Source organism: Paraplanobispora takensis (assembly GCF_016863195.1).
Classification (GTDB): domain Bacteria; phylum Actinomycetota; class Actinomycetes; order Streptosporangiales; family Streptosporangiaceae; genus Planobispora; species Planobispora takensis.
Window position 1 is genome coordinate 1 of record NZ_BOOK01000034.1, and the last position, 22976, is coordinate 22976.

At 68.0% G+C, this 22976-nt stretch carries 18 protein-coding genes and 1 pseudogene; 3 read left to right on the top strand and 16 right to left on the bottom strand.

What is annotated here, in order from left to right; all coding sequences use genetic code 11:
- From Pta02_RS22865 to Pta02_RS22885, 5 genes and pseudogenes are all read right to left on the bottom strand, one after another.
- A pseudogene (locus tag Pta02_RS22865) lies at positions 1 to 471 on the bottom strand (trypsin-like serine peptidase); the annotation flags it as partial.
- Between the two features lie 510 nt (positions 472 to 981).
- A complete protein-coding gene (locus tag Pta02_RS22870; RefSeq protein WP_203876956.1) occupies positions 982 to 2610 on the bottom strand; it encodes a trypsin-like serine peptidase in 1629 nt (542 codons plus the stop codon).
- A gap of 503 nt (positions 2611 to 3113) precedes the next feature.
- On the bottom strand, positions 3114 to 4274 hold the full coding sequence (locus Pta02_RS22875; protein ID WP_203876957.1) for a trypsin-like serine peptidase: 1161 nt from the start codon (positions 4272 to 4274) through the stop codon (positions 3114 to 3116).
- Between the two features lie 168 nt (positions 4275 to 4442).
- Positions 4443 to 5597, bottom strand: a complete 1155-nt coding sequence (locus tag Pta02_RS22880) for a trypsin-like serine peptidase (RefSeq protein ID WP_203876958.1) — start codon at positions 5595 to 5597, stop codon at positions 4443 to 4445.
- A gap of 244 nt (positions 5598 to 5841) precedes the next feature.
- Positions 5842 to 7437 carry a trypsin-like serine peptidase gene (locus Pta02_RS22885; protein ID WP_203876959.1) on the bottom strand — a complete coding sequence of 532 codons (1596 nt, stop codon included), beginning with the start codon at positions 7435 to 7437 and terminating at the stop codon, positions 5842 to 5844.
- Positions 7438 to 7723: 286 nt separating this feature from the next.
- Between Pta02_RS22885 and Pta02_RS22890 the strand changes: the two genes are divergently transcribed.
- Positions 7724 to 8236 (top strand): SSI family serine proteinase inhibitor, encoded by a 513-nt coding sequence (locus Pta02_RS22890; protein WP_203876960.1) that lies wholly within the window; start codon positions 7724 to 7726, stop codon positions 8234 to 8236.
- Between the two features lie 173 nt (positions 8237 to 8409).
- Here the strand turns inward: Pta02_RS22890 and Pta02_RS22895 are convergent, their stop codons facing one another.
- From Pta02_RS22895 to Pta02_RS22910, 4 genes are all read right to left on the bottom strand, one after another.
- Complete coding sequence (locus Pta02_RS22895; protein WP_203876961.1) at positions 8410 to 8925, bottom strand: DUF6461 domain-containing protein; 516 nt, start codon at positions 8923 to 8925, stop codon at positions 8410 to 8412.
- A 185-nt stretch (positions 8926 to 9110) separates the two neighbouring features.
- Positions 9111 to 9446, bottom strand: coding sequence for a helix-turn-helix domain-containing protein (locus Pta02_RS22900; RefSeq protein ID WP_203876962.1), 336 nt, complete (start codon positions 9444 to 9446; stop codon positions 9111 to 9113).
- Positions 9446 to 9811 (bottom strand): type II toxin-antitoxin system RelE/ParE family toxin, encoded by a 366-nt coding sequence (locus Pta02_RS22905; protein ID WP_203876963.1) that lies wholly within the window; start codon positions 9809 to 9811, stop codon positions 9446 to 9448. The genes Pta02_RS22900 and Pta02_RS22905 overlap by 1 nt, the downstream gene beginning before the upstream one ends.
- A 305-nt stretch (positions 9812 to 10116) precedes the next feature.
- Complete coding sequence (locus Pta02_RS22910) at positions 10117 to 11232, bottom strand: trypsin-like serine peptidase (protein WP_203876964.1); 1116 nt, start codon at positions 11230 to 11232, stop codon at positions 10117 to 10119.
- A gap of 556 nt (positions 11233 to 11788) precedes the next feature.
- Between Pta02_RS22910 and Pta02_RS22915 the strand changes: the two genes are divergently transcribed.
- Positions 11789 to 12676, top strand: coding sequence for a hypothetical protein (locus Pta02_RS22915; RefSeq protein ID WP_203876965.1), 888 nt, complete (start codon positions 11789 to 11791; stop codon positions 12674 to 12676).
- 125 nt (positions 12677 to 12801) lie between these two features.
- Positions 12802 to 13758 carry a zinc-binding dehydrogenase gene (locus tag Pta02_RS22920; RefSeq protein ID WP_203876966.1) on the top strand — a complete coding sequence of 319 codons (957 nt, stop codon included), beginning with the start codon at positions 12802 to 12804 and terminating at the stop codon, positions 13756 to 13758.
- Between the two features lie 251 nt (positions 13759 to 14009).
- Here Pta02_RS22920 and Pta02_RS22925 read toward each other — a convergent pair whose 3' ends face one another.
- The 7 genes from Pta02_RS22925 to Pta02_RS22955 all read right to left on the bottom strand — a co-directional run bounded on the left by Pta02_RS22925 (position 14010) and on the right by Pta02_RS22955 (position 22743).
- Positions 14010 to 14741: a PadR family transcriptional regulator gene (locus Pta02_RS22925; protein WP_203876967.1), complete on the bottom strand. Its 732-nt coding sequence runs from the start codon at positions 14739 to 14741 to the stop codon at positions 14010 to 14012.
- Complete coding sequence (locus Pta02_RS22930; RefSeq protein WP_203876968.1) at positions 14738 to 15535, bottom strand: DUF4097 family beta strand repeat-containing protein; 798 nt, start codon at positions 15533 to 15535, stop codon at positions 14738 to 14740. The genes Pta02_RS22925 and Pta02_RS22930 overlap by 4 nt, the downstream gene beginning before the upstream one ends.
- A gap of 77 nt (positions 15536 to 15612) precedes the next feature.
- On the bottom strand, positions 15613 to 15789 hold the full coding sequence (locus tag Pta02_RS22935; RefSeq protein ID WP_203876969.1) for a DUF6104 family protein: 177 nt from the start codon (positions 15787 to 15789) through the stop codon (positions 15613 to 15615).
- Between the two features lie 81 nt (positions 15790 to 15870).
- Entirely contained in the window at positions 15871 to 19533 is a 3663-nt protein-coding gene (locus Pta02_RS22940) for a multifunctional oxoglutarate decarboxylase/oxoglutarate dehydrogenase thiamine pyrophosphate-binding subunit/dihydrolipoyllysine-residue succinyltransferase subunit (RefSeq protein WP_203876970.1), read from the bottom strand.
- Positions 19534 to 19768: 235 nt separating this feature from the next.
- Complete coding sequence (locus Pta02_RS22945; protein WP_203876971.1) at positions 19769 to 20434, bottom strand: B3/B4 domain-containing protein; 666 nt, start codon at positions 20432 to 20434, stop codon at positions 19769 to 19771.
- Between the two features lie 5 nt (positions 20435 to 20439).
- Positions 20440 to 20889: a hypothetical protein gene (locus Pta02_RS22950; protein ID WP_203876972.1), complete on the bottom strand. Its 450-nt coding sequence runs from the start codon at positions 20887 to 20889 to the stop codon at positions 20440 to 20442.
- Between the two features lie 141 nt (positions 20890 to 21030).
- Entirely contained in the window at positions 21031 to 22743 is a 1713-nt protein-coding gene (locus Pta02_RS22955; protein WP_203876973.1) for a GH39 family glycosyl hydrolase, read from the bottom strand.
- Between the last annotated feature and the right edge of the window lie 233 nt (positions 22744 to 22976).

Below are 22976 nucleotides of genomic sequence, written 5' to 3' on the forward strand. Positions count from 1 at the left end.
GAGGGTGTGGCCGTTGTTGGCGGTGTCGTAGACGCAGTGGCCAGCGGTGGCGACCAGGTTGCGGTACTTGGCCTGGATGGAGGTGGCCGAGCACCACTTGTAGTCGCCCTTGGCGTCGACGAAGAACACCTTGCCGATGGTCTTGGGCAGGTTGATGTTCTTCACCACGGAGGTGGTGGCCTTGCCCTCACCGGTGGGCAGGACCGCGCCGGCCTTGCCGTCGGGGGAGTAGGCGCCGCCGGACTTCAGAGCCGGAACGTCCTTCTGGTCCCAGTAGTAGGCGGTGGCCTTCTTCAGGGCGTCGTTGTTGGACGCGCTCCAGAACTGCGCGACCGACTGAGCCTCGGCGGTGTTCTTCGCCATCGGGTCGGTGGCCCAGTCCGGGGCGGCCTGGGCGGTGCCGGCCAGACCAGCGGCCAGCAGACCGGTGGCCAGAACGGCACCACCGGCGGGGAGGAGGATGCGCTTCAAGGTAACTCCTGTGTCAAAGACGTGCCTTGCGCTGATGCGAAACGCATCTTGCGTCCCATTCATCAGCAAAGGATGGCTAAAACATACAGGGGTGATCTTGAGGATCAATAGCCTCTTACGGAACAAATGCCCCATAAGATCCAATGAGACCTTCCCGTGACTTCTGTGACGTGTGGTGCAGAACATCACTGTTATCCGAGTTTCCGCAGATCAGGGCGGGCGTACGGCGGGCCGACCGGAGAGGGGGTGACGGCGTGGACGCGGTCGGTAGGAGATCCGATGTGACGAGGATCACGTGGAGATGAGGGCACCGATCCGGAGCGGTGTGCGTCAAAGGCGCTCCGTGCCCGGGTGGAGCATAAAGGCCGAAGCGCGGGAGAACGTCGAGGAGTTCGAGCAAGGTCCGGGCATGACAAAGGGACCCGGTCCGAAGACCGGGCCCCTTCGCTTGGAGCTGGGTCGAACTAGAGGTTTGGACCCCCTAGCCCGGGATCGTCAGATCCGTACGGCTTACTTGTACAGCTCGCCGTTGGCGCCGACGATGCGGCCCGACCACACGTTGGCGGCCTTGGCGTAGATGGCGGCGGTCTCGCCGTCGAAGTACGCCGAGGTGCTCAGGTCGTAGCGGCCGTTGGCGTCCTGGTCACCGAACAGGCTGGTGACACCGTTGACCAGGCCGAGACGCTTGGCGTTGTTGTACTTGATGAGCCACGGGGAGCCGTCGGCACCCGGGGTCATCGAGCACTTCAGGCCCACGTGCTCCTCGACCTTCTGGGCCGCGGAGACGTACACCTTGCCCGAGGGCTTGCCGTAGCACCACTTCGGCGTGACACCGGTGAAGGGCTTGTTGCCGTCACCGTGGGCAGCCGCCGGGTAACCGAAGATGTAGACCGGCTGGCCGGTCTTCTGGTTCCACGCGAAGCCCTGGCCACCGACGTTGTCACCCAGACGACCGGCGTCCTTGGACAGCTCGATGTGGTAGGTCTTCAGGTACCACTTGGTGGTGGAAACCGTGCTGGACTTGATCCACTTCTTGACGAAGTACTGGACCGAGTACCACTCGATGTCCACGCCGTTGGCCTGGACAGTCTTCAGCTCACCGAGGAACTTGCCGGCAGCCTTCTCAGCCTTGAGCTTCTCGTAGGTCTCCTTGCTGATGGACTCCCACTTGCCACCGAAGGGCAGAACGGGGTACTGCTCGCCGTTGTTCCACTTCTTCGAGTGCGGCGCGGCCTTGTCGTAGTCGTACTTGGTGACCTCGAAACGGATGAGCTTGACGTCCTTGTAGCCGTCCTCGTCCGTGTACTTGTCGATGTCGTTGCCGTTGAACTCGAGCTGCGGCGGGTTCACCGTCTCGACGTTGTTGGCAACGGTGGTCTCCGAGTAGTACGGGCCGTCGTCGCCGTACTTCGAGTGACCGGCCTTGCCCTCCTCGGCGGAGACTTCCTTGATGTCGATGTACTTCGGGCCCACGAACTTCTTGTACTCGTCGGCGGTGACGGTCTTGTCGCCGTTGTAGTGCACACCGTTGTAGACGGTGACGAACGCGTAGTCGCGGTCGTAGTCCTCGTAGACGTCGAAGTCGTAGTGCGTCCACGCCTGCTTGCCGACGTAGATGCCCCACGGGGTCTTGCCCTGGTAGTAACCGGGGACGAAGACCCACTTGTCAAGGGTGTGCCCGTTGTTCTCCACGTCGTAGACGCAGTGGCCGGCCGTGGCGACCAGGTTGCGGTACTTGGCGTGGATGGAGGTGGCCGAGCACCACTTGTAGTCGCCCTTGTTGTTGACGAAGAACACCTTGCCGATGGTCTTCGGCAGGTTGATGTTCTTCACCTTGGGCGTGGTGACCTTGGCCTCGCCGGTGGGCAGGACCGCGCCGGCCTTGCCGTCGGGGGAGTAGCCGCCACCGGAGACCAGCTTGGGCAGCTGCTTCTCGTCCCAGTAGTAGGCGGTGGCCTGCTTCAGGGCCTCGTTGTTGGACTTGGTCCAGAACTGCGCGACCGACTCGGCCTCGGCGGTGTTCTTCGCCATGGGGTCGGTGGCCCAGTCCGGAGCGGCCTGGGCGGTACCGGCCAGACCAGCGGCCAGCAGACCGGTGGCCAGAATGGCGCCACCGGCGGGGAGGAGGATGCGCTTCAAGGGAACTCCTTGGTCTGTCGTGGAACGCATCTTGCGTCCCATGCGTCAGTAAAGGGATAGCCAGGAACATACAGCCCGGATCTTGAGAAGTGGAAGCCGCTTCGGAGGTCCAGACGATCGCCCGGGACCCCGTGACCTTTCCGTTACTTACTTCGAGGTTTACGGCGACGCGGACATTGGTGGTGAACGCCACTTGTTTCCGCAGATCAACATGGACCCGGTGCGAGTGGTACCGATGTGACGTAAGTGTCATCACTCGGAACATCGGCCTCAGTGGTGTGACGCAGATCACATGGAACCGATGGCACCGATTCGGGCCGAGTCACGTCTAACGAGCCCGCACCGAACCGGACGTTGTTCCGAAACTGCGCAAAACAGGCGCTTCCCGCTCCGGGGGTTCCCGGCGCCGGAGGGGTTCCGGTCCGGAAAATCTCCGGAAAACGCGAACGGGACCCGGCCTGAGCCGGGTCCCGCGATCTACGTGAAGAGCCTGAGGGGTGCGCCTACTTGTAGAGCTCCCCGTTCGGGCCGACGATGCGGCCGGACCAGACGTTGGCCGCCTTCTTGTAGATGTCGGCCGTCTCACCGTCGAAGTACGGCGAGGTGACCAGGTCGTAGCGGCTGTTCTGGTCCTGGTCGCCGAAGAGGCTGGTCACGCCGTTGACGTAGCCCAGGCGCCGGCCGCTGCTGTACTGCGTCACCCACGGGCCGCCGTCGGCGCCCGGCGTGAAGGAGCCCTTGAGGCCGACGTGCTCCTCGACCTTGTGGGCAGAGGAGACGTAGACCTTGCCGGACGGCTTGCCGTACAGGTACTTGGGCGTCACGCCGGTGTAGGGCTTGTCGCCGTCGGGGTGCGGGGCCTGCGGGTAGCCGAAGACGTAGACCGGCTTGCCGGTCGGCTGGTTCCAGCTGAAGCCCAGCCCGCCGACGTTGTCGCCGAGACGGCCGGCGTCCTTGGACAGGCCGATGTAGTAGTGGCCGCCGCCGGTCCACTTGGGCCCGGTGAAGCCCTTGTACTCCGACGCGGTGACCTGCTTGACGCCGTTGAACAGCACGCCGTTGAAGACGGTGACGAAGGCGTAGTCCTTGTCGTAGTCCTCGTAGACGTCGAAGTCGTAGTGCGTCCACGCCTGCTTGCCGACGTAGATGCCCCACGGGGCCTTGCCCTGGTAGTAACCGGGGACGAAGACCCACTTGTCCATGACGTGGCCGTTGCTGTCCGGGTCGTAGACGCAGTGACCGGCCGTGGCGACCAGGTTGCGGTACTTCGACTGGACCGAGGTGGCCGAGCACCACCGGTACTCGCCGTTGACGACGAAGAACACCTTGCCGATGGTCTTGGGCAGGTTGACGTTCTTGGCCAGGCGCGGCGTGGGCTTCTCGGCGCCGGTCGGGGAGACCGTGCCCGCGCGGCCGTCGGGGTTGTAGCCGCCGCCGGAGTTCAGCTTCGGCCCGGTGATGTCGGGATAGAAGGCCGTGGCGCGCTTCAGCGCCGCGAAGTTGGAGGAGGCCCAGAAGTCGACGACGGAGACCGCGTCGGCGTTGTTCCTGGCCATCGGGTCGGTCGCCCAGTCAGGGGCGGCCTGGGCGGTGCCGGACAGGCCCGCCGCCAGAAGACCGGTGGCGAGTACGGCGCCGCCGAGGGGAAGAAGGGAGTGCTTCACGAGGTGCTCCTTGCACAGCAATGTTTCCCGATCAATCGGGAGATCGCGGGGAGAACAAGGAAAGAACCTACGCAGAGGGGCGGGGGGTCAAACGCGGTCTAAGGCTGACTTAAGGTCCATTTAAGGTTCCTTTAAGGTCTGCCTAAGGTTCGGCGGTAAACCTGAAGATCAGGGAGCGCGACGGGTGGACGCCCACTGGTACACCGTGTAGGTCGAGGCGACGAAGTACGGCGAGGAGAGCAGATCGTACTTCTTGTCGGTGTTGACGTCCCAGGTGAAGCTGTTGACGCCGTTCAGATAGCCGAGCGCGTTCTTGAAGTCGTAGTCGACCAGCCACGGGCCGCCGCTCGCCCCGGCGGTGAAGGTGCACCTGATCGCCAGGCCGTACTCCACCAGGCGGGTGGGCGCCGGGCGCTTGGTCGTGCGGTCGTCGCAGCGCTTGAGCTCCTGGCCGTTGTAGGGCCGGGTGCCGTCGACGTTGGCGGAGGCGGGATAGCCGAAGGCGAAGGTGAGCAGGCCGACGCCGCGCCTGGTCGTCAGGCCCTGCCCGCCGACGTTGTCCTCCAGGCTGCCGACGCTCTCCATCTCGTAGGTGCCGGCGGTCTTGCCGGGCTTCCAGTGGAAGCCGTTGTGCACCGAGACGAAGGCGTAGTCGTAGTCGTAGTCGCCCCAGCCGGGGAAGCGGTCGTGCAGGTTGATCGAGTGGCCGACGTAGATCCCGTACGGCGTGGCGCCCTTGTCGTAGCCGGGGATGAAGATCCAGTACTCGGCCGCCTTGCCCTGCTTGGGGTCGTAGGCGCAGTGGCCTGCCGTGGCGACCAGGTTGCGGCCGGCCGAGGCCACCGACGAGGCGGAGCACCAGTAGTCGGCGTTGCCGATCCTGAAGAACACCTTCCCGACGGTGATGGGGAAGGTGCCGGTGCCCGGGGCGCGCTTGGTGGGAAGCGAGGGCCGGACGGTCTGCAGACCGGTCTTCGCGGGGGCCGTCGTCGTTGTCGTCGTGGTGTTCTTGCCGCCGGAGGCCGTGGTGGCGGTACCCCCGCCCGTAGGCGTGGCGGAGGCGGTGGAGGAGTTGCCCTCGGTCGGCTTGACCTCGGGGGTGGCCGGGGTGTTGTCCTGGGCCTTCTGGAGCCGGGCCGGGTTCCAGTACTCCGCGATCCTCTTCATGTCCGCGCTGTTGCGGGTCAGCTGGATGGAGGTGACGCTGCCCGGCACGTAGTAAGGGCTGGCAGCGGCGCTCCCCGTGAACCCGGACACCGCCGTCGCGCAGGCAGCGATCATCGCGGCGAATGCGGCCGCGAGGCGCCGTGCGCGGGGGGGCATGGGGGAGATTCCTCTCAGGATCGGAAGACTATAGATAGTTGCAAGGGGTGATTTTTCCAGATCAACTTAGTTTTAGGCAGCTTGCCGTACGAACTGCTCTGACGTCATCGTCCGGTCCATCATGTCTGGAGATACGTAAGCACCCCGTCAAGAGGTCGAAGGACCCGAGAGGAATCTCGGGTCCTTCGACGTCATTCAGGGCTCACGGCCCGGCCGAGCCGGGCCGTGAGCCTCCTGGGAGCTCCTAGGAGACGGGGAACTTCCCGGTCCAGAGGTTGGCGGCGTACTTGTAGATGCCGTAGGTCTCACCGTCGAAGTACGGCGTGGTGACCCGGTCGTAGCGGTCGTTGCCGTCGCTGTCGATCGTGAGGCTCACGACGCCGTTGAGGTAGCCGGTCCGCTTGCTGTTCTTGTACTGCAGCAGGAACGGGCCGCCGCTGGCGCCGGGGGTGAAGGCGCACTTGATCGCCTGGTGCTCCTGCGCCTTGTAGGCGGGAACGTCCGGGGCGTTGGAGGTGGCACCGTAGCACCACTTCATGGTGTGGCCGCTGTAGACCTTGTCGCCGTCCAGGTGGGCGGAGGCGGGGTAGCCGAACGCGAAGACCTTCTTGCCGGTCTTCTGGTTCCACGCGAAGCCCTGGCCGCCGACGTTGTCGCCGAGGCGGCCGGCGTCGGCCAGGAGGATCACGTAGTAGTGGGTGAGGAAGTACAGCTCCTTCACCGTGGTCTTGACCCACTTCTTGATGAAGTACTGGGTCTTGTACCAGGCGATCTCGGTGCCGTTGACGTCCTTGACGGCCTCGAGCTTGCCGAGGAACTTCCCGGCGGCCTTCTCCTTGATCAGCGCGTCGTACTGCTCCTTGCTGATGCCGACCTTGCCCTTTTCGTCGCTGAAGCGCTCGAACTTGGCGTTGTTGTCCAGGCCGGTGGGAGCCTTGGCGTAGTCGTAGGAGGTGACCTCGACGGCGGTCAGCTTGACGCCGTTGCGGCCGTCCTTGATGTAGTCCTCGATGTACTTCTCGGCGTCGGCCGGCTTGCCGACCGTCTCCACGGTCGGGTCGGACAGCTTCTTCCAGTACGGGCCGAGCTGGCCGTACTTGGCGAAGCCCTTCTCGAACTCGTCCTGGGTGATCGGCTCGTCCTCGGTGTACTTGAAGCCCTTGGCCTTCTCGTACTCCGGACCGGTGATCTCCTTGACGCCCGTCTGCTTGATGCCGTTGTAGACGTTGACGAAGGCGTAGTCGCGGTCGTAGTCCTCGTAGACGTCGAAGTCGTAGTGCATGTTGACCTTGGCGCCGACGTAGACGCCCCAGGGAGCCTTGCCCTGGTAGTAGCCGGGGATGAACACGAAGTTGCTGTAGGGCTTGTTCGTGTCGGTGTCGTAGACGCAGTGACCGGCGGTGGCGACCAGGTTGCGGTAGTTCGACTGGACCGCGCTGCCGGAGCACCAGCGCTCCTGGCCCTTGTCGTCGAGGAAGAAGACCTTGCCGACGGTGATCGGCAGGTTCACGTTGCGGGACTTGCCGGCGGACTTGCCGCCCTCGCCGGTCGGGGCGACGGCGCCGGGCTTGCCGTCGGCGGAGGCGCGCGAGGCACCGGAGCGGAACTCGCCGGAGGCGGTCGACTCGGTGACGTAGGTCTTCGCCGACTTCAGCTTCGTGGGGGTCCAGTAGCCCGCGATGGCCTTCGCGTTACCGGACGAGGCGAGGGTGACCGACTTGCGGTCCGGGGCGCTCTGCTGGGCGGCCTCGGCGGTGCCGGCGAGGGAGACGCCGATCATGGAAGAGGCCACCAGGGCGCCACCGAGGGGGAGGGTGAGGCGCTTGGCTCGGGAGTTCAATGGAGCTCCTTCTTTGTCATGAGTCACTCGGGACGCAACTCACGCATGCGTAAAGAGACAAGAGGAGACCGTAGCCGGTAAAGAACCCCTAAAGAGGCATAAATCAGACATCCATGAAGACCGTTACGAATCCGTTACCAAGTTGGTGGAACCGGAGTCGGTCCGCCGACGTCTGATTTACCTTAGCTTGATCGCGTTTTGAGATTACCGTGCTGACCTGGGGAAACGCCGCAGCGGGTGATTGCCCCCGAGCCCCGGCCGGTGGAGCATTGGAACGGTCGACGTCATGCGAAAGCTGGGGGGCTCCATGCGACGTCTTTTCGCCCTGCTCACTGCCGGGCCCGTTCTGCTCGCCGGTACGGCACTCCTGTCGGGTACGGCCTCGGCCGCGCTCCTGTCGGATGCGACCGCCCGCGCGGACCGCCCGGGTTCCTGGGCCTCCGCGATGGGGACGAGCCGGCCGGAGGCTCAGATGCGGGCCTTCACCCTCGCCGTCGCCGAGGGCGCGACGCGCCTGTCCCCGATGACGTCCATGTCCTCGATGAAGCAGGCCGTCCTGCGCTGCCACCCGGACGGCGGCACCCACCCGCGGGCGGCCTCGGCCTGCGGCGAGCTGGAGCGGGTCGGCGGCGACCCCTCCGCGCTGGACCCGGCCTCCGTGATGTCGTGCACGATGGAGTACGACCCGGTGACCGTGCTGGCGGTCGGCACCTGGGACGGCCAGGCGTTCCGGTATGAGGAGACGTTCGGGAACCTCTGCTCGATGTACTCCGAGACGGGCAACGTCTTCGCTTTCTAGGAGAACCTGCGAGAGGCGGCTGCGCCGGGCGAGCCGCCTCCACCCACCCGTGGAGTACGCTTCTTGGCTGGGCGTCTGTTGCCCGCCCCTGCCCGTCCACGCCACTGGGCGACCAGAGGGCCGACGACCGCGCGGAATGCGGATCGCGCCGGCCCGGTCCGACCGGCGGCGGATCAGTAGTGTTCGAAGACGGCGTGGGCGGCCACGACGTCGCTGGAGGCGTCCGGCCGTACGCCGGTGACGCGCTCGGCCAGCTTCAGCGTGGCGTCGAGCCCGCCCTCGGCCTCTTCGCCGACCAGGCCGAGCTCCTTGCGGTCGGCCAGGTAGTCCTGCGGGAGGTCGTCCTCGTCGTCGGGGAGCAGCGGGTCGAAGGACAGGACCTCGCGGCCGTCGGCGTAGTGGACGAAGGACGACACCCTGTTCACGTTGACGAAGACACTCGCGGTGACCGTCCCGGCGGACAGAGGGCGCAGCACCTCGGCCAGCGTCCCGGCGAAGCCGTTGTCCTCACTCAGGATGGTGCCTCCCTCGGCCGGGCGGGCGCAGATGAGGCCATCCTCGAGCTCGCCCTCCTCGTCGTCGCCGTCGAACACCTCCACGCCCAGCCGGGCCAGCGCCTCCTGCGGAGTGAGGTCGCGCACGAACGTGGCGCAGAACGCCATGTCATCAAGCCAGTCGTAGTCGCTCATGGGAATCCTGCTCTCAGCGGGTACGGATCGCAGGAAGCTTGGCATGCGGGGCCGACGAAAACCGCACGCGACCCGGAGACGTGCCTTTCGGCAGGGTTCCGATGGCGGTCCGCAGGCATGTCACCGGCCACGAGCAGGATGCGCCGGTCGCGATGTCGCAGCCTGTACTGATCGCGAAGCCGTACTTACGCGGCGTGCGTGTCGGCGCCGCGCAGAATGTACGAGTCGTCGCCGAACACGGCGGCCAGCTGGATGTGTCCGCCCAGCGCCTGTACATAACGAGCGATGGCATCGATGGTGGACACCTCGCCACGTTCGATCTGCGATACGCGGCTCTTGGTGACGCCCATACGCTCGGCCAGTTCAGTCTGAGTGAGACCGCGTTCCTTGCGACGTTCGGCCAGCCGGTAGCCGTCGATGTAGGCCTGGTTGCGCTGCTTGGCGGCGGCAACGGCCTCCTCGCCACCCGAACGCTCAACAAGATCAGCACGAATATCCGACCACTTCGGGAAGTCTGTCATCAGCTCGTCTCCTCGGCCTCTCGTTCTTTCAGGTATGTCCTGTATAGCTCCTCGGCATGAGGTATGGCCTGGCGGTACCACCCTGACCAATCACCGGATTTGTCGCCGACCAGCAGGATGGCTGAACGCCAGGGATCGAATACGAACAAGATTCGGAGTTCGGAACGGCCAGCCGAGCCGGGGCGTAGCTCCTTGAGGTTATGGATCTCTGATCCTTCGACCTTGTCGACGAGCGGACGCCCCAGCGCGGGGCCGATCTCAGCTGGTCGGTCGATAGCGTCAATGACCTGCACCCTGGAACGCTCTTCCAAGTCGTAGATCCATTGCCGAAACTCGTCGGTGACGCGGATCTCCCACTCTTCCACTCGATAGAGTGGAGCAAATCCTTTACTTCGGTGACATGGATCTCTTGATGCGGCCGCTGCGCATCTTCGTTCAGGAGTCGCTTGAGGATTCTTCGCCGGCCCTCAGGTGCTCCGCTGGGCCGAATCGGCGTTTTCCGTGATCTCGGCTGTACGTACATCCATCCTGAGCGGAGCGAGGAGCTCATCGAACGCGGGAAGCCGTACGGCATGGGCGGGGGCCCGGTCCTCGGTGGACCGGGCCCCCTGGCCGGGGCGCCGACCGAATGGCCTGACAGCCGGCGATTCCCTACTGCTTGTGCATGTTCCTACTTGGTCCAGCGGTTGGCTGCGACCTTGTACACCTTGTAGGTGTCGCTGTTGAAGTACGGCGATGAGATCCTGTCGTAGCGGTCGTTCTTGTCGGTGTCCCAGGCGACGCTGTTGACGCCGTTGAGATAGCCGGTACGCGAGGAGTTCTTGTACTTCAGCAGCCAGGGGCCGCCGCTGGCGCCCGCGGTGAAGGCGCACTTGAAGCCGACGTGTTCCTGGATGTTGTAGCGCGGGGCGGCCGGCATGGCGCCGGTCGTGCCGTAGCACCACTTCATCGTGCGGCCGGTGTACGGCTTGTCGCCGTCGGGGTGGGGGCCGGCCGGGTAGCCGAAGGAGAAGACCTTCTGCTTCAGCTTCTGGTTCCAGGCGAAGCCCTGCCCGCCGACGTTGTCACCGAGCCGGCCGACGTTCTTGAAGACCGGCTTCCACTTGCCGCTGCTGTCCTTCTCCCAGGTCACCTTGAAGCCGGAGTGGACGTTGACGAACGCGTAGTCGAAGTCGTAGTCCTCCTTCACGACGAAGTCGTCGTGGGCGTTGAACCACTTGGCCGCGTAGATGCCGTAGGGGTTCTTGCCGTTCCAGACCTGGTCGCCGTCCCAGTAGGAGGGGATGAAGACCCAGTTGTCGTAGAACTGGTTGGTCTTGACGTCGTAGACGCAGTGGGCCGAGGTGGCCACGACGTTGCGGTACTTGCCCTGCACGGAGCTGCCGGAGCAGTACTTCCAGCTCTTCGGGTCCATCGGGTTGGACTTGGGCAGGGTGAAGAAGACCCTGCCGACCGTGTTGGGCAGGTTGACCTGCTTGCTCTTGGACGACTTGCCGCCTTCCTGGCCGATCGGCGGGACCGATCCCGGCTTGCCGTCGGGGCCCGCGGCCGGGGAGGCCTTGCCGCCCTTGACGCTCAGGTCGACGTCGCCGGTGGCGTCGGTGGCCTTGCGCATCCGCTCCGGCGACCAGAAGGAGGTGGCCTCGGCGGGCGTCTCCGAGGCGGTCGAGGTGACCACGTCGGGGGGTGTGGCGGCGCTCGCGCCGCCGCCGGTGGCGCCGATCGCTCCGGCGACCATGAGGAGGCCGGTGAGGGGGATCGTGAGGCGCCGTGCTCGGGAATTCAATGGAGCTCCTTTCGTTCTCGGCGCCGGGCGGGACTTCCCGTCGCCAGGAAAACGATCGGAACGCTACTGAATGGATCATGTATTCGGCCAGGAAACGACGTGAAAAAGTCTGGGACGGTTCCCTTTGATGCCGTCCCGTTATTGAAATAACCGCTGGTTATTATTTAACGAATAAGTATCCTCGCAGCTCACCCGGGTTGTACGGCGTGCTGTGAGGCACCTGGGGCATCACCGGTAACAATTACCACCAATGGTTTCTCCGGCATCCCGGGAAACTCTGGGCGAGAGCGTTGCCCGGCGTTCCCGCCGGATGGCCGCGAGGGCGGTGATCCTTGGAGGGCGATTCTTGAAGATCCGTGCAATCCCGGTGTTCCCGTCCGTTCCCGCCCGTCCCCACGCGCCGCCCGATTCGCCGCACCGCCCGGCCCGCCGTACGCGAATGTCGCGGTTCCGTGGCCGACCGATCCGAATTCGTGACCGGTGGGGCATGGATACTCCGGCGGGGAAGACCCGAAGATGGGCCAAAGCCCAACTCTCGTGTGAGGCGGCCGGGGACGTGGTCAGCGGTCGGTACGACATCATCGAGGCGGAGGAGCCGAAGGGGCCCCGGCGCTGGATCGGGGCCGTGGTGCTGGCCGCGCTCGTGGCCGTCCCTGTGGTCAGCATGCTGACCAGCAGGCAGCCCGCGGCGACCACGCCGTTCCCGACCTCGGTGCCCGTGCCGTCGGCGTCGATGGGTGAGCAGGTGCCCAACGTCCTGCATCCCCCCGTACGGCGCCGCGACGGCTGGGAGACCGTGCGCGCGGTCTTCCCCGACGGCGGCAAGGCCGAGCTCCGCTATCCCGCCGAGCTGCGCATCGCCCAGCTGGGCGTGCGACCGGCGCAGGGAGGCTGGCTGGAGGGCTACTTCGGCCTGTTCCGCTGGCTGACCACGCCCGGCGGCGGGGCGGCCGAGCTGTCCGGGAGGCGCCCGATGATCCGGGAGATGGGGGAGAAGGTGACCCTCTGGCCCGCCAGGAACCCGGACGACGGGCAGGTCATGGTGTTCGACTTCGCGCCCTGGTCGCTGGCGCTCCAGGACGGCCGGGAGGGCATGACCTTCGAGCAGCGCATGCTCTGGGCCGAGAACCTGAAGGGCAAGGTCACCAAGGACGGCTATCTGGTGCTCGCCCCCCGGCTCCCGGTACGGCTGGCCGCGCCGGGCCAGATCTTCGGCAAGGAGCTGGTCGGGCCGCAGCTGTGGTTCGGCGGCGCCCGGGAGACGCTGATCGTGCTCGCCCCGATCCCCGGCTGCGACATCACGTCGATCGAGCTGCCCATGATCGAGCAACGCCGCCGGTTCTCCGCGGAGATGTGCCAGAACGGGTTCTACGTCGCGGCCTCCGGCTCCCGGGGAAGCGTGGAGCAGATCATGGCCGGCCTGCGGGTCACCCCGGCGAAGTGACCGCCCCGGCGAAGTGACCGCCCCGGCGAAGTGGCCGCCCGCTGGACCCGCTGCCCGTGACGCGCTCACGGCCGCCCCGCCGGGGCGGTAGCGGCGGGCGGGCGGGGCAGGCGTAGGGTGCGGCCATGTTCGCCGTAACCGCAACGCAGACCGATCCCGACAACCCTCTGGCCGGGCTGACCCTCGGGGAGCACCCCGAGCCCAAGGTGCCGGACGGCTGGACCACCGTCACGGTCAGGGCCGCCGCGCTCAACCACCACGACCTGTGGACCCTCAAGGGCGTCGGCATCCGCCAGGACCGGCTCCCGATCGTGCTCGGCTGCGACGCCGCCGGGCTCGACGAGGACGGCAACGAGGTCATCGTGCACTCGGTGATCGGCACCGGGGCCGACGAGACGCTCGACCCGAAGCGGTCCCTGCTGTCGGAGACGCACGACGGCACCTTCGCCGAGCGGGTGGTCGTGCCCCGGCGCAATCTCGTGCCCAAGCCGGCCGCGCTGAGCTTCGAGGAGGCGGCCTGCCTGCCCACCGCCTGGCTGACGGCCTACCGCATGCTGTTCGAGAAGTCCGGGCTGGAGCCCGGCTCGACCGTGCTGGTGCAGGGGGCCGGCGGCGGGGTGGCCACCGCGCTGATCGCGCTGGGCCGGGCCGGCGGCTACCGGGTCTGGGCCACCAGCCGGTCGGAGGACAAGCGGGCCCGGGCGCTGCAGCTCGGCGCCGACCAGGTCTTCGAGCCCGGCGCGCGGCTGCCCGAGCGGGTGGACGCGGTGATGGAGACGGTCGGCCAGGCGACCTGGGACCACTCGCTGAAGTCGCTGCGGCCCGGCGGCCGGATCGTGGTCTCCGGCGCGACCAGCGGGGCGGTCCCCCCCGCCGATCTCAACCGCGTCTTCTTCCTGCAGCTGTCCGTGGTCGGCTCCACCATGGGGACCCGGGACCAGCTGGGCAGGCTCGCCCGCTTCCTGGAGCAGACCGGCCTGCGCCCGATGATCGACCGGACCCTCCCGCTGGCCGGGGCCCGCGAGGGGTTCGCGGCCATGCACGGGGGCGACGTCTTCGGAAAGATCGTTTTCACCCTGTGACGGGACGCCATCGGTTCACGCTGTGACGGTGCTTCGTCCCAGGGGATCCGGCTCCGGCGGGTCGGACTCCCGCGGATCCGGATCCCCGGGCGCGTCCGGCTGGGGCGCGAGGGCCACGGGCATGGCCGGCTCGGGCACGGGGACCACCGGCGCGGCCGGCTCCGGTCTGCGGGCGGGGGGTACGGCCGGCCCGGGCGTGCGGGACAGGGGTCCCGAGCGGAGGAGGGGCGGGCGCTGGCCGTACAGGGCGATCATCGCAGGGCTTCCCTGATCCGGCGGGCGGCGTCGTAGAGCGCGTCCTGGGCGGTGGCGAGGGTCTCCTCGGTCACCTGTCCGCCGGCCGCGTCCGTGCGCACCTCCTCGACGAACTCGGCCAGCATCTGCCCGAGCCGCGCGTCGCCCTCGGGAGACCAGTCACCGGTGAAGCCCTCGGCCCAGATGCGTTTCCACTCCTGCTTCCAGCGGCCGGTCTCCTGCTTCCAATCCGCCTGGTGCCGCTTCCACTCGGCCTTGTGCTCGCGCCAGGCCTCGCGCTGCTCCTGCTTGGCCCGCCGGAAGGACTCCTTGGCCTCGCGCTCGTCGTGCCTGGCGCCCTGGCGCACCTCCCTGGCCATCTGGGTGAGCTCCTCGCGCAGCGACTTGACCGTGTCGCGCACGTCCTCCTTGACCTCGCGGGCGATGTCGCGGACGGAGTCGGAGATCTCCTGCTCCAGCTCGGCCAGTTCGTCCATCCGCGCGTTCAGCTCCGCGCGGCCCCGGTCGGTGAGGGTGAAGACCTTCTTGCCGTCGACGACCTCGTGGGTGACCAGGCCCTCCTCCTCCAGCCGGGCCAGGCGCGGGTAGATCGTGCCGGGCGAGGGCGAGTAGACGCCCAGGAAGCGGTCCTGCAGCAGCCGGATGACCTCGTAGCCGTGGCGGGGGTTCTCCTCCAGCAGCTTCAACAGGTACAGGCGGAGTCGTCCGTGGCCGAAAACCGGGCTCATGCCGGCTCTCCTCTCAGGAGCGTGACGTCGGCCGAGAGGGTGGTGGCCGACAGTGAGGCCATGCCGCCGCCGATCCGGCCGGAGATCGTCTTCATCCCCGGCTGGCTGCCGATGGACAGTTCGGGGAAGGCCGAGCCGACCCTCCCCGAGGTGGAGCGGATGGTCACGTCGCTCTCCACCGTGTGCGGGAGCCGTACCACGATCTCGCCCGAGACGCTGTTCAGCGTGACGTGACCGGTCGGCGGCAGCTCCAGGTCGGCGGTGATCCGGCCGGAGACGGTGGAGGCCTTCAGCCGGCGGGGCGTGCCCTTGGCCACGGTCAGCTCGCCCGAGACGCTCTTGAAGGACAGGTCGCCGACCAGGCCGCGGCTCTCGACGTCGCCGGAGACGGTGTCGGCCTGGATCTCGCCGCTGACCCCGTCGAGCACGACCTCCCCGGAGACGCTCTTGACCGAGGTGCGGCTCTCGAACCCGGCGACGACGGCCGAGGCGGAGACCACCCCGGCGTTGACCGGGCAGTCCTTCGGGACGGTCAGCGTGAGCGTGGTACGGCGCCGCCCGGCGCGCAGCCAGCCGAGCAGGCCGTCCCAGGTCAGGTCCTTGTAGGCGACGGTGAGCGTGCCGTCGTCCTCGTGGGTCACCATGAGCGGCGGGTCGCTGATGTCGGTCACCTCCAGGGTGGCCGGGCCGTCACTGGCCAGCACCGCCAGCCTGCCCGCCACCACCCGGACGTTCAGCCTGCTCACCCCGTCGAAGACAAGCTGCTCGGGTTTGTCGATGGTCCATTGACGCATGTCATGACCTCCTCTGAAGACACGATATATCGCGTTGAAGGGAAGGTCAAGATATATCGCGTTCTAGGTGCGGAGGATCACTCGTCCTCGTCGTCGAGACGCGCCAGCCAGGTGGCCAGGCGCTCCACCGGGGTCTCGAAGTCGGGGTTCAGGTCGACGAACTCGCGCAGCCGCTCGGCCAGCCACGCGATGGTGACCTCCTCCTCGCCCCTGCGGGTGACGAGCTCCTCGATGCCCCGATCGGTGAAGTACATCGTTCTCCTTGTTCCTCATGCCTTATGACGAGGAAGTCCCCCGCAGATGTTCCTGCGGGGGACTTCCGGGGTGGTACGGGATCAGCCGAAGGCCTCGTCGAGGATCTTCTGCAGCTCGACCTCGTGCGCGGAGTGCGAGCCGGTCGCGGGCGAGGAGTTGGCCCCGCGGGAGACCCGCCTGATCGGACGGCCGCCGAAGCTGTCGGGCTTCTCGGCCAGCCTGAGCGTCAGGAACGGCCACGGGCCCATGTTGGCCGGCTCGTCCTGCGCCCAGATCAGCTCGATGCCGTCGCCGTAGCGGGACAGCTCGGCCGCCAGGGGGTTGGCCGGGAACGGGTAGATCCGCTCCAGGCGGACGACCGCCACGTCGGTGCGGCCCCGGGCGTCACGGGCCGCGGCGAGATCGTAGTAGATCTTGCCGGAGCACAGGACGACCTTGCGGACCTCCGCCGGGTTCACCGTGGTGTCACCGATGACCGGCTTGAACGAGCCCGAGGTGAACTCGCTGACCGCCGAGACCGCCGCCTTGTGCCGCAGCAGCGACTTGGGCGTGAAGACCACCAGCGGACGGTGCCGGTTGGACTTGGTCTGCCAGCGCAGCAGGTGGAAGTAGTTCGCCGGCAGGGTCGGCTGGGCCACGGTCATGTTGTCCTGGGCGCACATCTGCAGGAAGCGCTCGATGCGGGCCGAGGAGTGGTCCGGGCCCTGGCCCTCGTAGCCGTGCGGCAGCAGCAGGGTGACGCCGGAGCGCTGGCCCCACTTCTGCTCGCCCGCGGTGATGTACTCGTCGATGACGGACTGGGCGCCGTTGACGAAGTCGCCGAACTGCGCCTCCCAGCAGACCAGGGCGTCGGGGCGCTCCACGCTGTAGCCGTACTCGAAGCCGAGCGCGGCGTACTCGCTGAGCAGCGAGTCGTAGACGTAGAACTTCGTGGTGCCCTGGTTGAAGGTCTTGAGCGGGGTGTGCTCGGCGCCGGTGACCCGGTCGACCAGCACCGCGTGCCGCTGGACGAAGGTGCCGCGCCGGGAGTCCTGGCCGACCAGGCGGACCGGGTGGCCGTCGATCAGCAGCGAGCCGAAGGCCAGGGTCTCGCCCATGCCCCAGTCGATGCGGTCCTCGGTGACCATCTGGCCGCGGCGCTGGATGACCGGGAGCAGACGCGGGTGGACGGTGAAGCCCTCCGGCAGGTTGAGCTGGGTCTCCACGATCTGCTTGATGGTCTCCTCGGAGATGCCCGTCGGGGTGTCCTCGTGGGACCAGGGCACGACCTCGGGGTCGGACGGGCGCTGGAACTCGCCGGTCGGCTCCCTGGTCGCCCCGCGGGTCTCGGAGAAGGCGTTCTCCAGCTTGGCCTGGTAGTCGCGCAGCGCGCTCTCGGCCTCCTCGACCGTGATGTCGCCCCGGCCGATCAGCGCCTCGGTGTAGAGCTTGCGGGTGGACCGCTTGGCGTCGATCAGGTCGTACATCAGCGGCTGGGTGAAGCTCGGGTTGTCGGCCTCGTTGTGACCGCGGCGGCGGTAGCAGATGAGGTCGATCACGACGTCCTTGCGGAACGCCTGGCGGTACTCGAAGGCCAGGCGGCCGACCCGGACCACGGCCTCGGGGTCGTCCCCGTTGACGTGGAAGATCGGGGCCTGGATCATCCGGGCCACGTCGGTGGCGTAGACGGAGCTGCGCGAGGAGGCCGGCGAGGTGGTGAAGCCGACCTGGTTGTTGACCACGATGTGCACGGTGCCGCCGGTGCGGTAGCCGCGCAGCTGCGACAGGTTCAGCGTCTCGGCCACCACGCCCTGGCCGGCGAAGGCCGCGTCGCCGTGGATGAGCACGGGCAGGACCGAGAAGCCCTCCTCGCCGCGCTCCAGCAGGTCCTGCTTGGCGCGGACGACGCCCTCCAGGACCGGGTCGACCGTCTCCAGGTGGGACGGGTTGGCCACGACCGACGCCTTGAGCTTGGACCCGCTGGGCGAGACGAAGTCGCCGGTGGCGCCCAGGTGGTACTTCACGTCGCCGGAGCCGTGCGCCGTGCGCGGGTCGATGTTGCCCTCGAACTCGCCGAAGATCTGGCCGTAGGACTTGCCCACGATGTTGGCCAGCACGTTGAGGCGGCCGCGGTGGGCCATGCCGATGACGGCCTCGTCGAGATCCTCCTCGGCCGCGGCGCACAGCACCGAGTCGACCAGCGGGATCAGCGACTCGCCGCCCTCCAGCGAGAAGCGCTTCTGACCGACGAACTTGGTCTGCAGGAACGTCTCGAACGCCTCGGCGGTGTTGAGCCGCTCCAGGACGCGCAGCTGCTCCTCGCGGTCGGGCTTGGCGTGCGGGCGCTCCACCCGCGCCTGGATCCAGGCCCGCTCCTCGGGGTTCTGGATGTGCATGTACTCCACGCCGATGGTGCGGCAGTAGGAGTCGCGCAGCACGCCGAGGATCTCGCGCAGCTTCATCAGCGGGCGCCCGCCGAAGCCGCCGGTGGCGAACTCGCGCTCCAGGTCCCACAGGGTCAGCCCGTGCGACTTGATGTCGAGGTCGGGGTGCTTGCGCTGCTTGTACTCCAGCGGGTCGGTGTCGGCCATCAGGTGACCGCGGACCCGGAAGGCGTGGATCAGTTCGAGCACCCGGGCGGACTTGGCCACGTCGTCGTCGTGCGTGGTCGAGATGTCCTGGACCCAGCGGATCGGCTCGTACGGGATCCGGAGCGCTTCGAAGATCTCGTCGTAGAAGCCGTCCTCGCCCAGCAGCAGCCGGTGGATCTGGCGCAGGAAGTCGCCCGACTGGGCGCCCTGGATGATCCGGTGGTCGTAGGTGCTGGTGAGCGTCATGACCTTGCTGACCGCGAGGCGGGCGAGCGTGTCGGGGGAGGCGCCCTGGTACTCGGCGGGGTACTCCATCGCGCCGACGCCGATGATCGTGCCCTGGCCCTGCATCAGGCGCGGCACCGAGTGGACGGTGCCGATCGTGCCCGGGTTGGTCAGGGAGATCGTGGTGCCGGAGAAGTCGTCGACGCCGAGCTTGCCCGCCCTGGCCTTGCGCACGACCTCCTCGTACGCGATCCAGAACTGGCGGAAGTCCATCTCCTCGGTGGCCTTGATCGAGGGCACCAGGAGCTGGCGGGTCTCGCCCTTCTGGATGTCGATGGCCAGGCCCAGGTTGACGTGCTCGGGCTTGACCAGCACCGGCTTGCCGTCGATCTCGGCGTAGGAGTGGTTCATCTCCGGCAGGGCCTTGAGGGCCTTGACGACCGCGTAACCGATGATGTGCGTGAACGACACCTTCCCGCCGCGCCCGCGCGACAGGTGGTTGTTGATCACGATGCGGTTGTCGATGAGGAGCTTCGCCGGGACGGCGCGCACGCTGGTCGCCGTCGGCACCACGAGGCTGGACTCCATGTTGGCGGCCGTTCTGGCGGCCGCCCCCCGGAGTCGGACTTCCTCGGCACCGGCGGGCAACTGGATCTCCTGCTTGGGCTTGTCAGCCTGAGCCTGCTCGGCCTTCGGCGCGGGGGTGGTGGTCGTCGCGGCGTCCGGGGTTGCCGGGGCCGTGGCGGGTGTCGGGGGCGCGGCGGTGGCCGCCCCCTGGGCCGCGGCTCTGCCGGACCCGGAATCAGGGGTGTAGTCAGCGAAGAAGTTCCACCAGGCGCGGTCCACGGACTCGGGATCCTGGAGATACTTCTGGTACAGCTCGTCGACAAGCCATTCGTTTTGACCAAAGGCTGCCAGCGGGTTTGTCCGCGACGACTCAGACGACACGGCGGAAATCGCCCTCTTCCGCAGATCGGCGTTGATGATAGAGAACCTGTCCAAGGCTACTCTCCTGGACCCGGAGCTGCGCCCGTCTGGCCGCAGCTCCCCGCCCGATCCTCCCAGAACCCCTCAAAACGGTCTCCCCCGGGGGTCTGTCCGGGGGTGAGGGCGTGGTCACGGGGAGGAGATGTGACCGATCGCACACTGTCCGGGGCGGTCATCCGCCCCGATCGGGGCCCGCTCAGGAGGCGGAGACGACCCTGGACTCCACCCGGATGCCGGGGGTGACCTGCTCCAGCAGGGCGGTCAGCTCCTCGCCGGCCGCCTTCAGCTCCTCCATGGACATGGGCTCCAGCCGCTCCAGCAGGAACAGCGCGTCCACGGTCTCCTCGGTGATCCGGGTCCGCACGCACTGCCGCCAGTTCCACCGGCGGCAGGTGACGCCCCGGTCGTCGCGCCAGACCACCTCGCCGGCCTCCGGGTGGTCGATCGCGGGCTCGCCCTTGTCGATCACCTCGAACGTCTCGTCCCCGCCCGCGCGGACCAGCCGGGCCGTGCCCTCGTAGTGCGCCAGGTCCTCGCCGCCGATCGGCAGCCCGTGCCGGACGCTGACGGCGTTGTAGGCGTCGACCACCAGGTTGATCTCGGGCAGCGGCATCCGCCGCACCAGCGCGTCCACCGAGGGCCTGGTCCGCTGGGGCTTGGTCCCGAACGCCCGGTAGGCCTCCCGCCACGCCTCGACCTTCGGATGGTCGCCCGCCACGGCGTCCTGCGCCGCGGCGGCCAGCCAGGCCCGGGACCTGTCGTCGGTCGGGCCGTTGCGCAGGCCGTAGACCCCCATGGCCAGCACCGCGAAGTCCGGCCTGAGCGCGCTGACGGCGGGGTCGACCCAGATGTCCTCGATCACGGACGTCAGTTTACGGTTGCCCGCTGTCCCGCCGCGTACCGCGTGACGTACTGCGCGAGCCGGCCGTGGGCCACCACCGCCGCCGCGAAGGCCACGGTCAGCAGCGCGATGAGCGGCATCTGGCTCTCGTCGGCCAGCAGCAGCACCTTGGCGTCGGCGAACCCGTTGCGCGCGGCCCCCCATCCGGTCACGACCGCCGTCACCCACCGGCCCGCATGCCTGATCGCGGGCCGCGCGGTCGCGGTCGCGGCGGCCGGTACGGCGAGCACGGCGAAGGCGACGAGGACCCCCGCCGTGCCCCCGGCCGTGAAGGAGGTCGGCATGTCGACGGCGAGCAGGATGGCGCGCATCAGCAGCCGGGCCACGACGCCGACGACGATCCCGGCGGCCAGGGCCCCGCCGAGCACGGCCGCGACCAGGCGTACGATTCCACGCCGCTTTCCGGATTCCTGCACGACATCCCCCTATTTGCTCTGAAAGAGGGTTATAGGGGGATATGTCGGAACAGGGCAACGGCGGGCGCGTCCCGGAACCGACTCGTTATGTCGGCGCGGGCCGTACGGCCGTGCGCGCGGCCGGCCGGGACGCGGAGCCGGTCAGGAGCGGCCCCCGCTCTCCAGCAGGACCGGCCTGCCGTCCACGTTGATCGCGGTGGGCGAGGCGGTGCGGGAGCCGCCGGACAGCGGCTGCCAGCGGGTGACGCGCCAGTCCGCGGGGACCTTGAAGGTCGCGACGGCGCGCTCGTTCCAGACCAGCCGCGCGGCGGAGCCGCCGGAACGGGCGAGCGTGACCACGTGGGTGCCCGCGCCGTCCACCGTGTGGCCGGTCATCCGGGCCCCGCGCAGCCAGGTGACGGTCTTGGCGTAGGCCCTGCCGGCCGTCGAGGGCGTGCGGTCGTCCGCCTCGGCCAGATCGAGGACCTGCTCCCCGTGGCGGTCCCAGGTGTACCAGTCGAAGCCGGAGACGCCGTACGCCCAGAACAGCACCAGCGCGCGCGAGACCGCGCCCGCGGCCGTGCCGGAGGAGGCGCGGCCGAGCGGCGCCCCCTCGGTGACGCGCAGCGGCAGCTTCTCCAGGCCGTGCGCCTTCATGACGCCGCGCACGTTCCTGACCCGGGACAGCACGCTCTCCGGGCGCAGGCCGAAGTAGATGTGCGAGCCGACGACGTCGAGGTGCTCGCCGGCCCCGGCGGCGAGGTACTGGTCGAGCCAGTTCAGGCCGTTGGTCGTGATGCCGGGAGAGACGATCCTCGCGGCGGGGTCGGCCCTGCCGATCTCCTCGGCGGCCACCCGGGTCAGCTCGGCGAGCTGGGCGGGGGTGCCGTTCCAGAACTTGGCGTAGTCGGGCTCGTTCCACATCTCGTACATCCCGATGCGGCCCTTGTAGCGGGTGGCCACCGTCCGGACGTAGCGCCGCCAGTCGTCGATCCGCTTCGGCATCGCCGCGCTCCCCGGCCCGTAGGCGCCCTCCTTCTGGTTGGAGGCGGCCCACGAGGGAGGCATGCCGAGGGTGTACAGCACGGAGACGCGGTTGTCGGTGGCGGACTTCACGAAGTAGTCCATCATCTTGAAGTTCCACTCGCCCCTGCGGGGTTCGAGGTCGCGCCAGCGCACCCCGTTGTCCCACATCCGCCACAGGCCGAACCCCACGGACGGCCAGCTGTCGCCGTAGCACCCCCGGCACAGCAGGTGCATGCCGAAGTAGTCGGCCGGCACCGGGCCGGAGGCGGGACGCAGGTCGGGGGATCCGGCGGCGGAGACCTCGGTCAGGCTCGCGTCGTCCACCAGGACGGCGCCGGGCCCGCCCAGGAAGATCCGGAAGGAGCCGGACAGGTCGTGCGGGGCCGTCCCGACGGCCTCGATCCGCTGCCACTGCGTGCCCACCCGGGTCGTGTGGACCGCGAAGGCCTGGTAGAAGTCCTTCTTGAAGTCGTCGCTGCGCACCTGCAGGGTGACGGTGACCGGGGAGACGGCCTTCACCCACACGGAGGCGCGGTAGGTCCGCCCGCCGGTGAACCGGTGGGCCTGGACGAGGTGGACCCGGGAGGGCTCGGCGTCGACCTGGAAGCGCTGGGCCCGCCGCCCCCCGTGCGCCTGCTCCGTCTCCGGCGCGAAGCGCGCCTCCGGCGCGGGGGCGCCCCAGGAGTTGGACCGCCAGCCCGAGGCCACGGTGGCGTGCCCGCCCTCGAAGCCGGGGTTCCTCAGCAGTTCGGCGGCGGTCCCCGTGATCCCCGCCGCCGGTCCCTGCGGTATGACGGCCGCCAGCACCAGACCCGCGGTCAGTACGGCGGTCGCTCTTCTCCACACCATCGGAACCTCCAGCCCCATCGGTTACAGGTGCGAGTAAGGCAGCCATGGTGCTACAGGTGCGCGTGCCAGATCACCAAGTCAGGAAATTTGCGGCTTTGGGGGACATAAATGTCCGCATGCCGGCCGGATGCGTCCGCACACGAAGGCGCCGCCCCCTGACAGGAGAGCAGGGGACGGCGCCGGGGAGGGCGGCCACTGGAGGAGAGCGGCCGCCCCGGTCACGGGGTCACTCG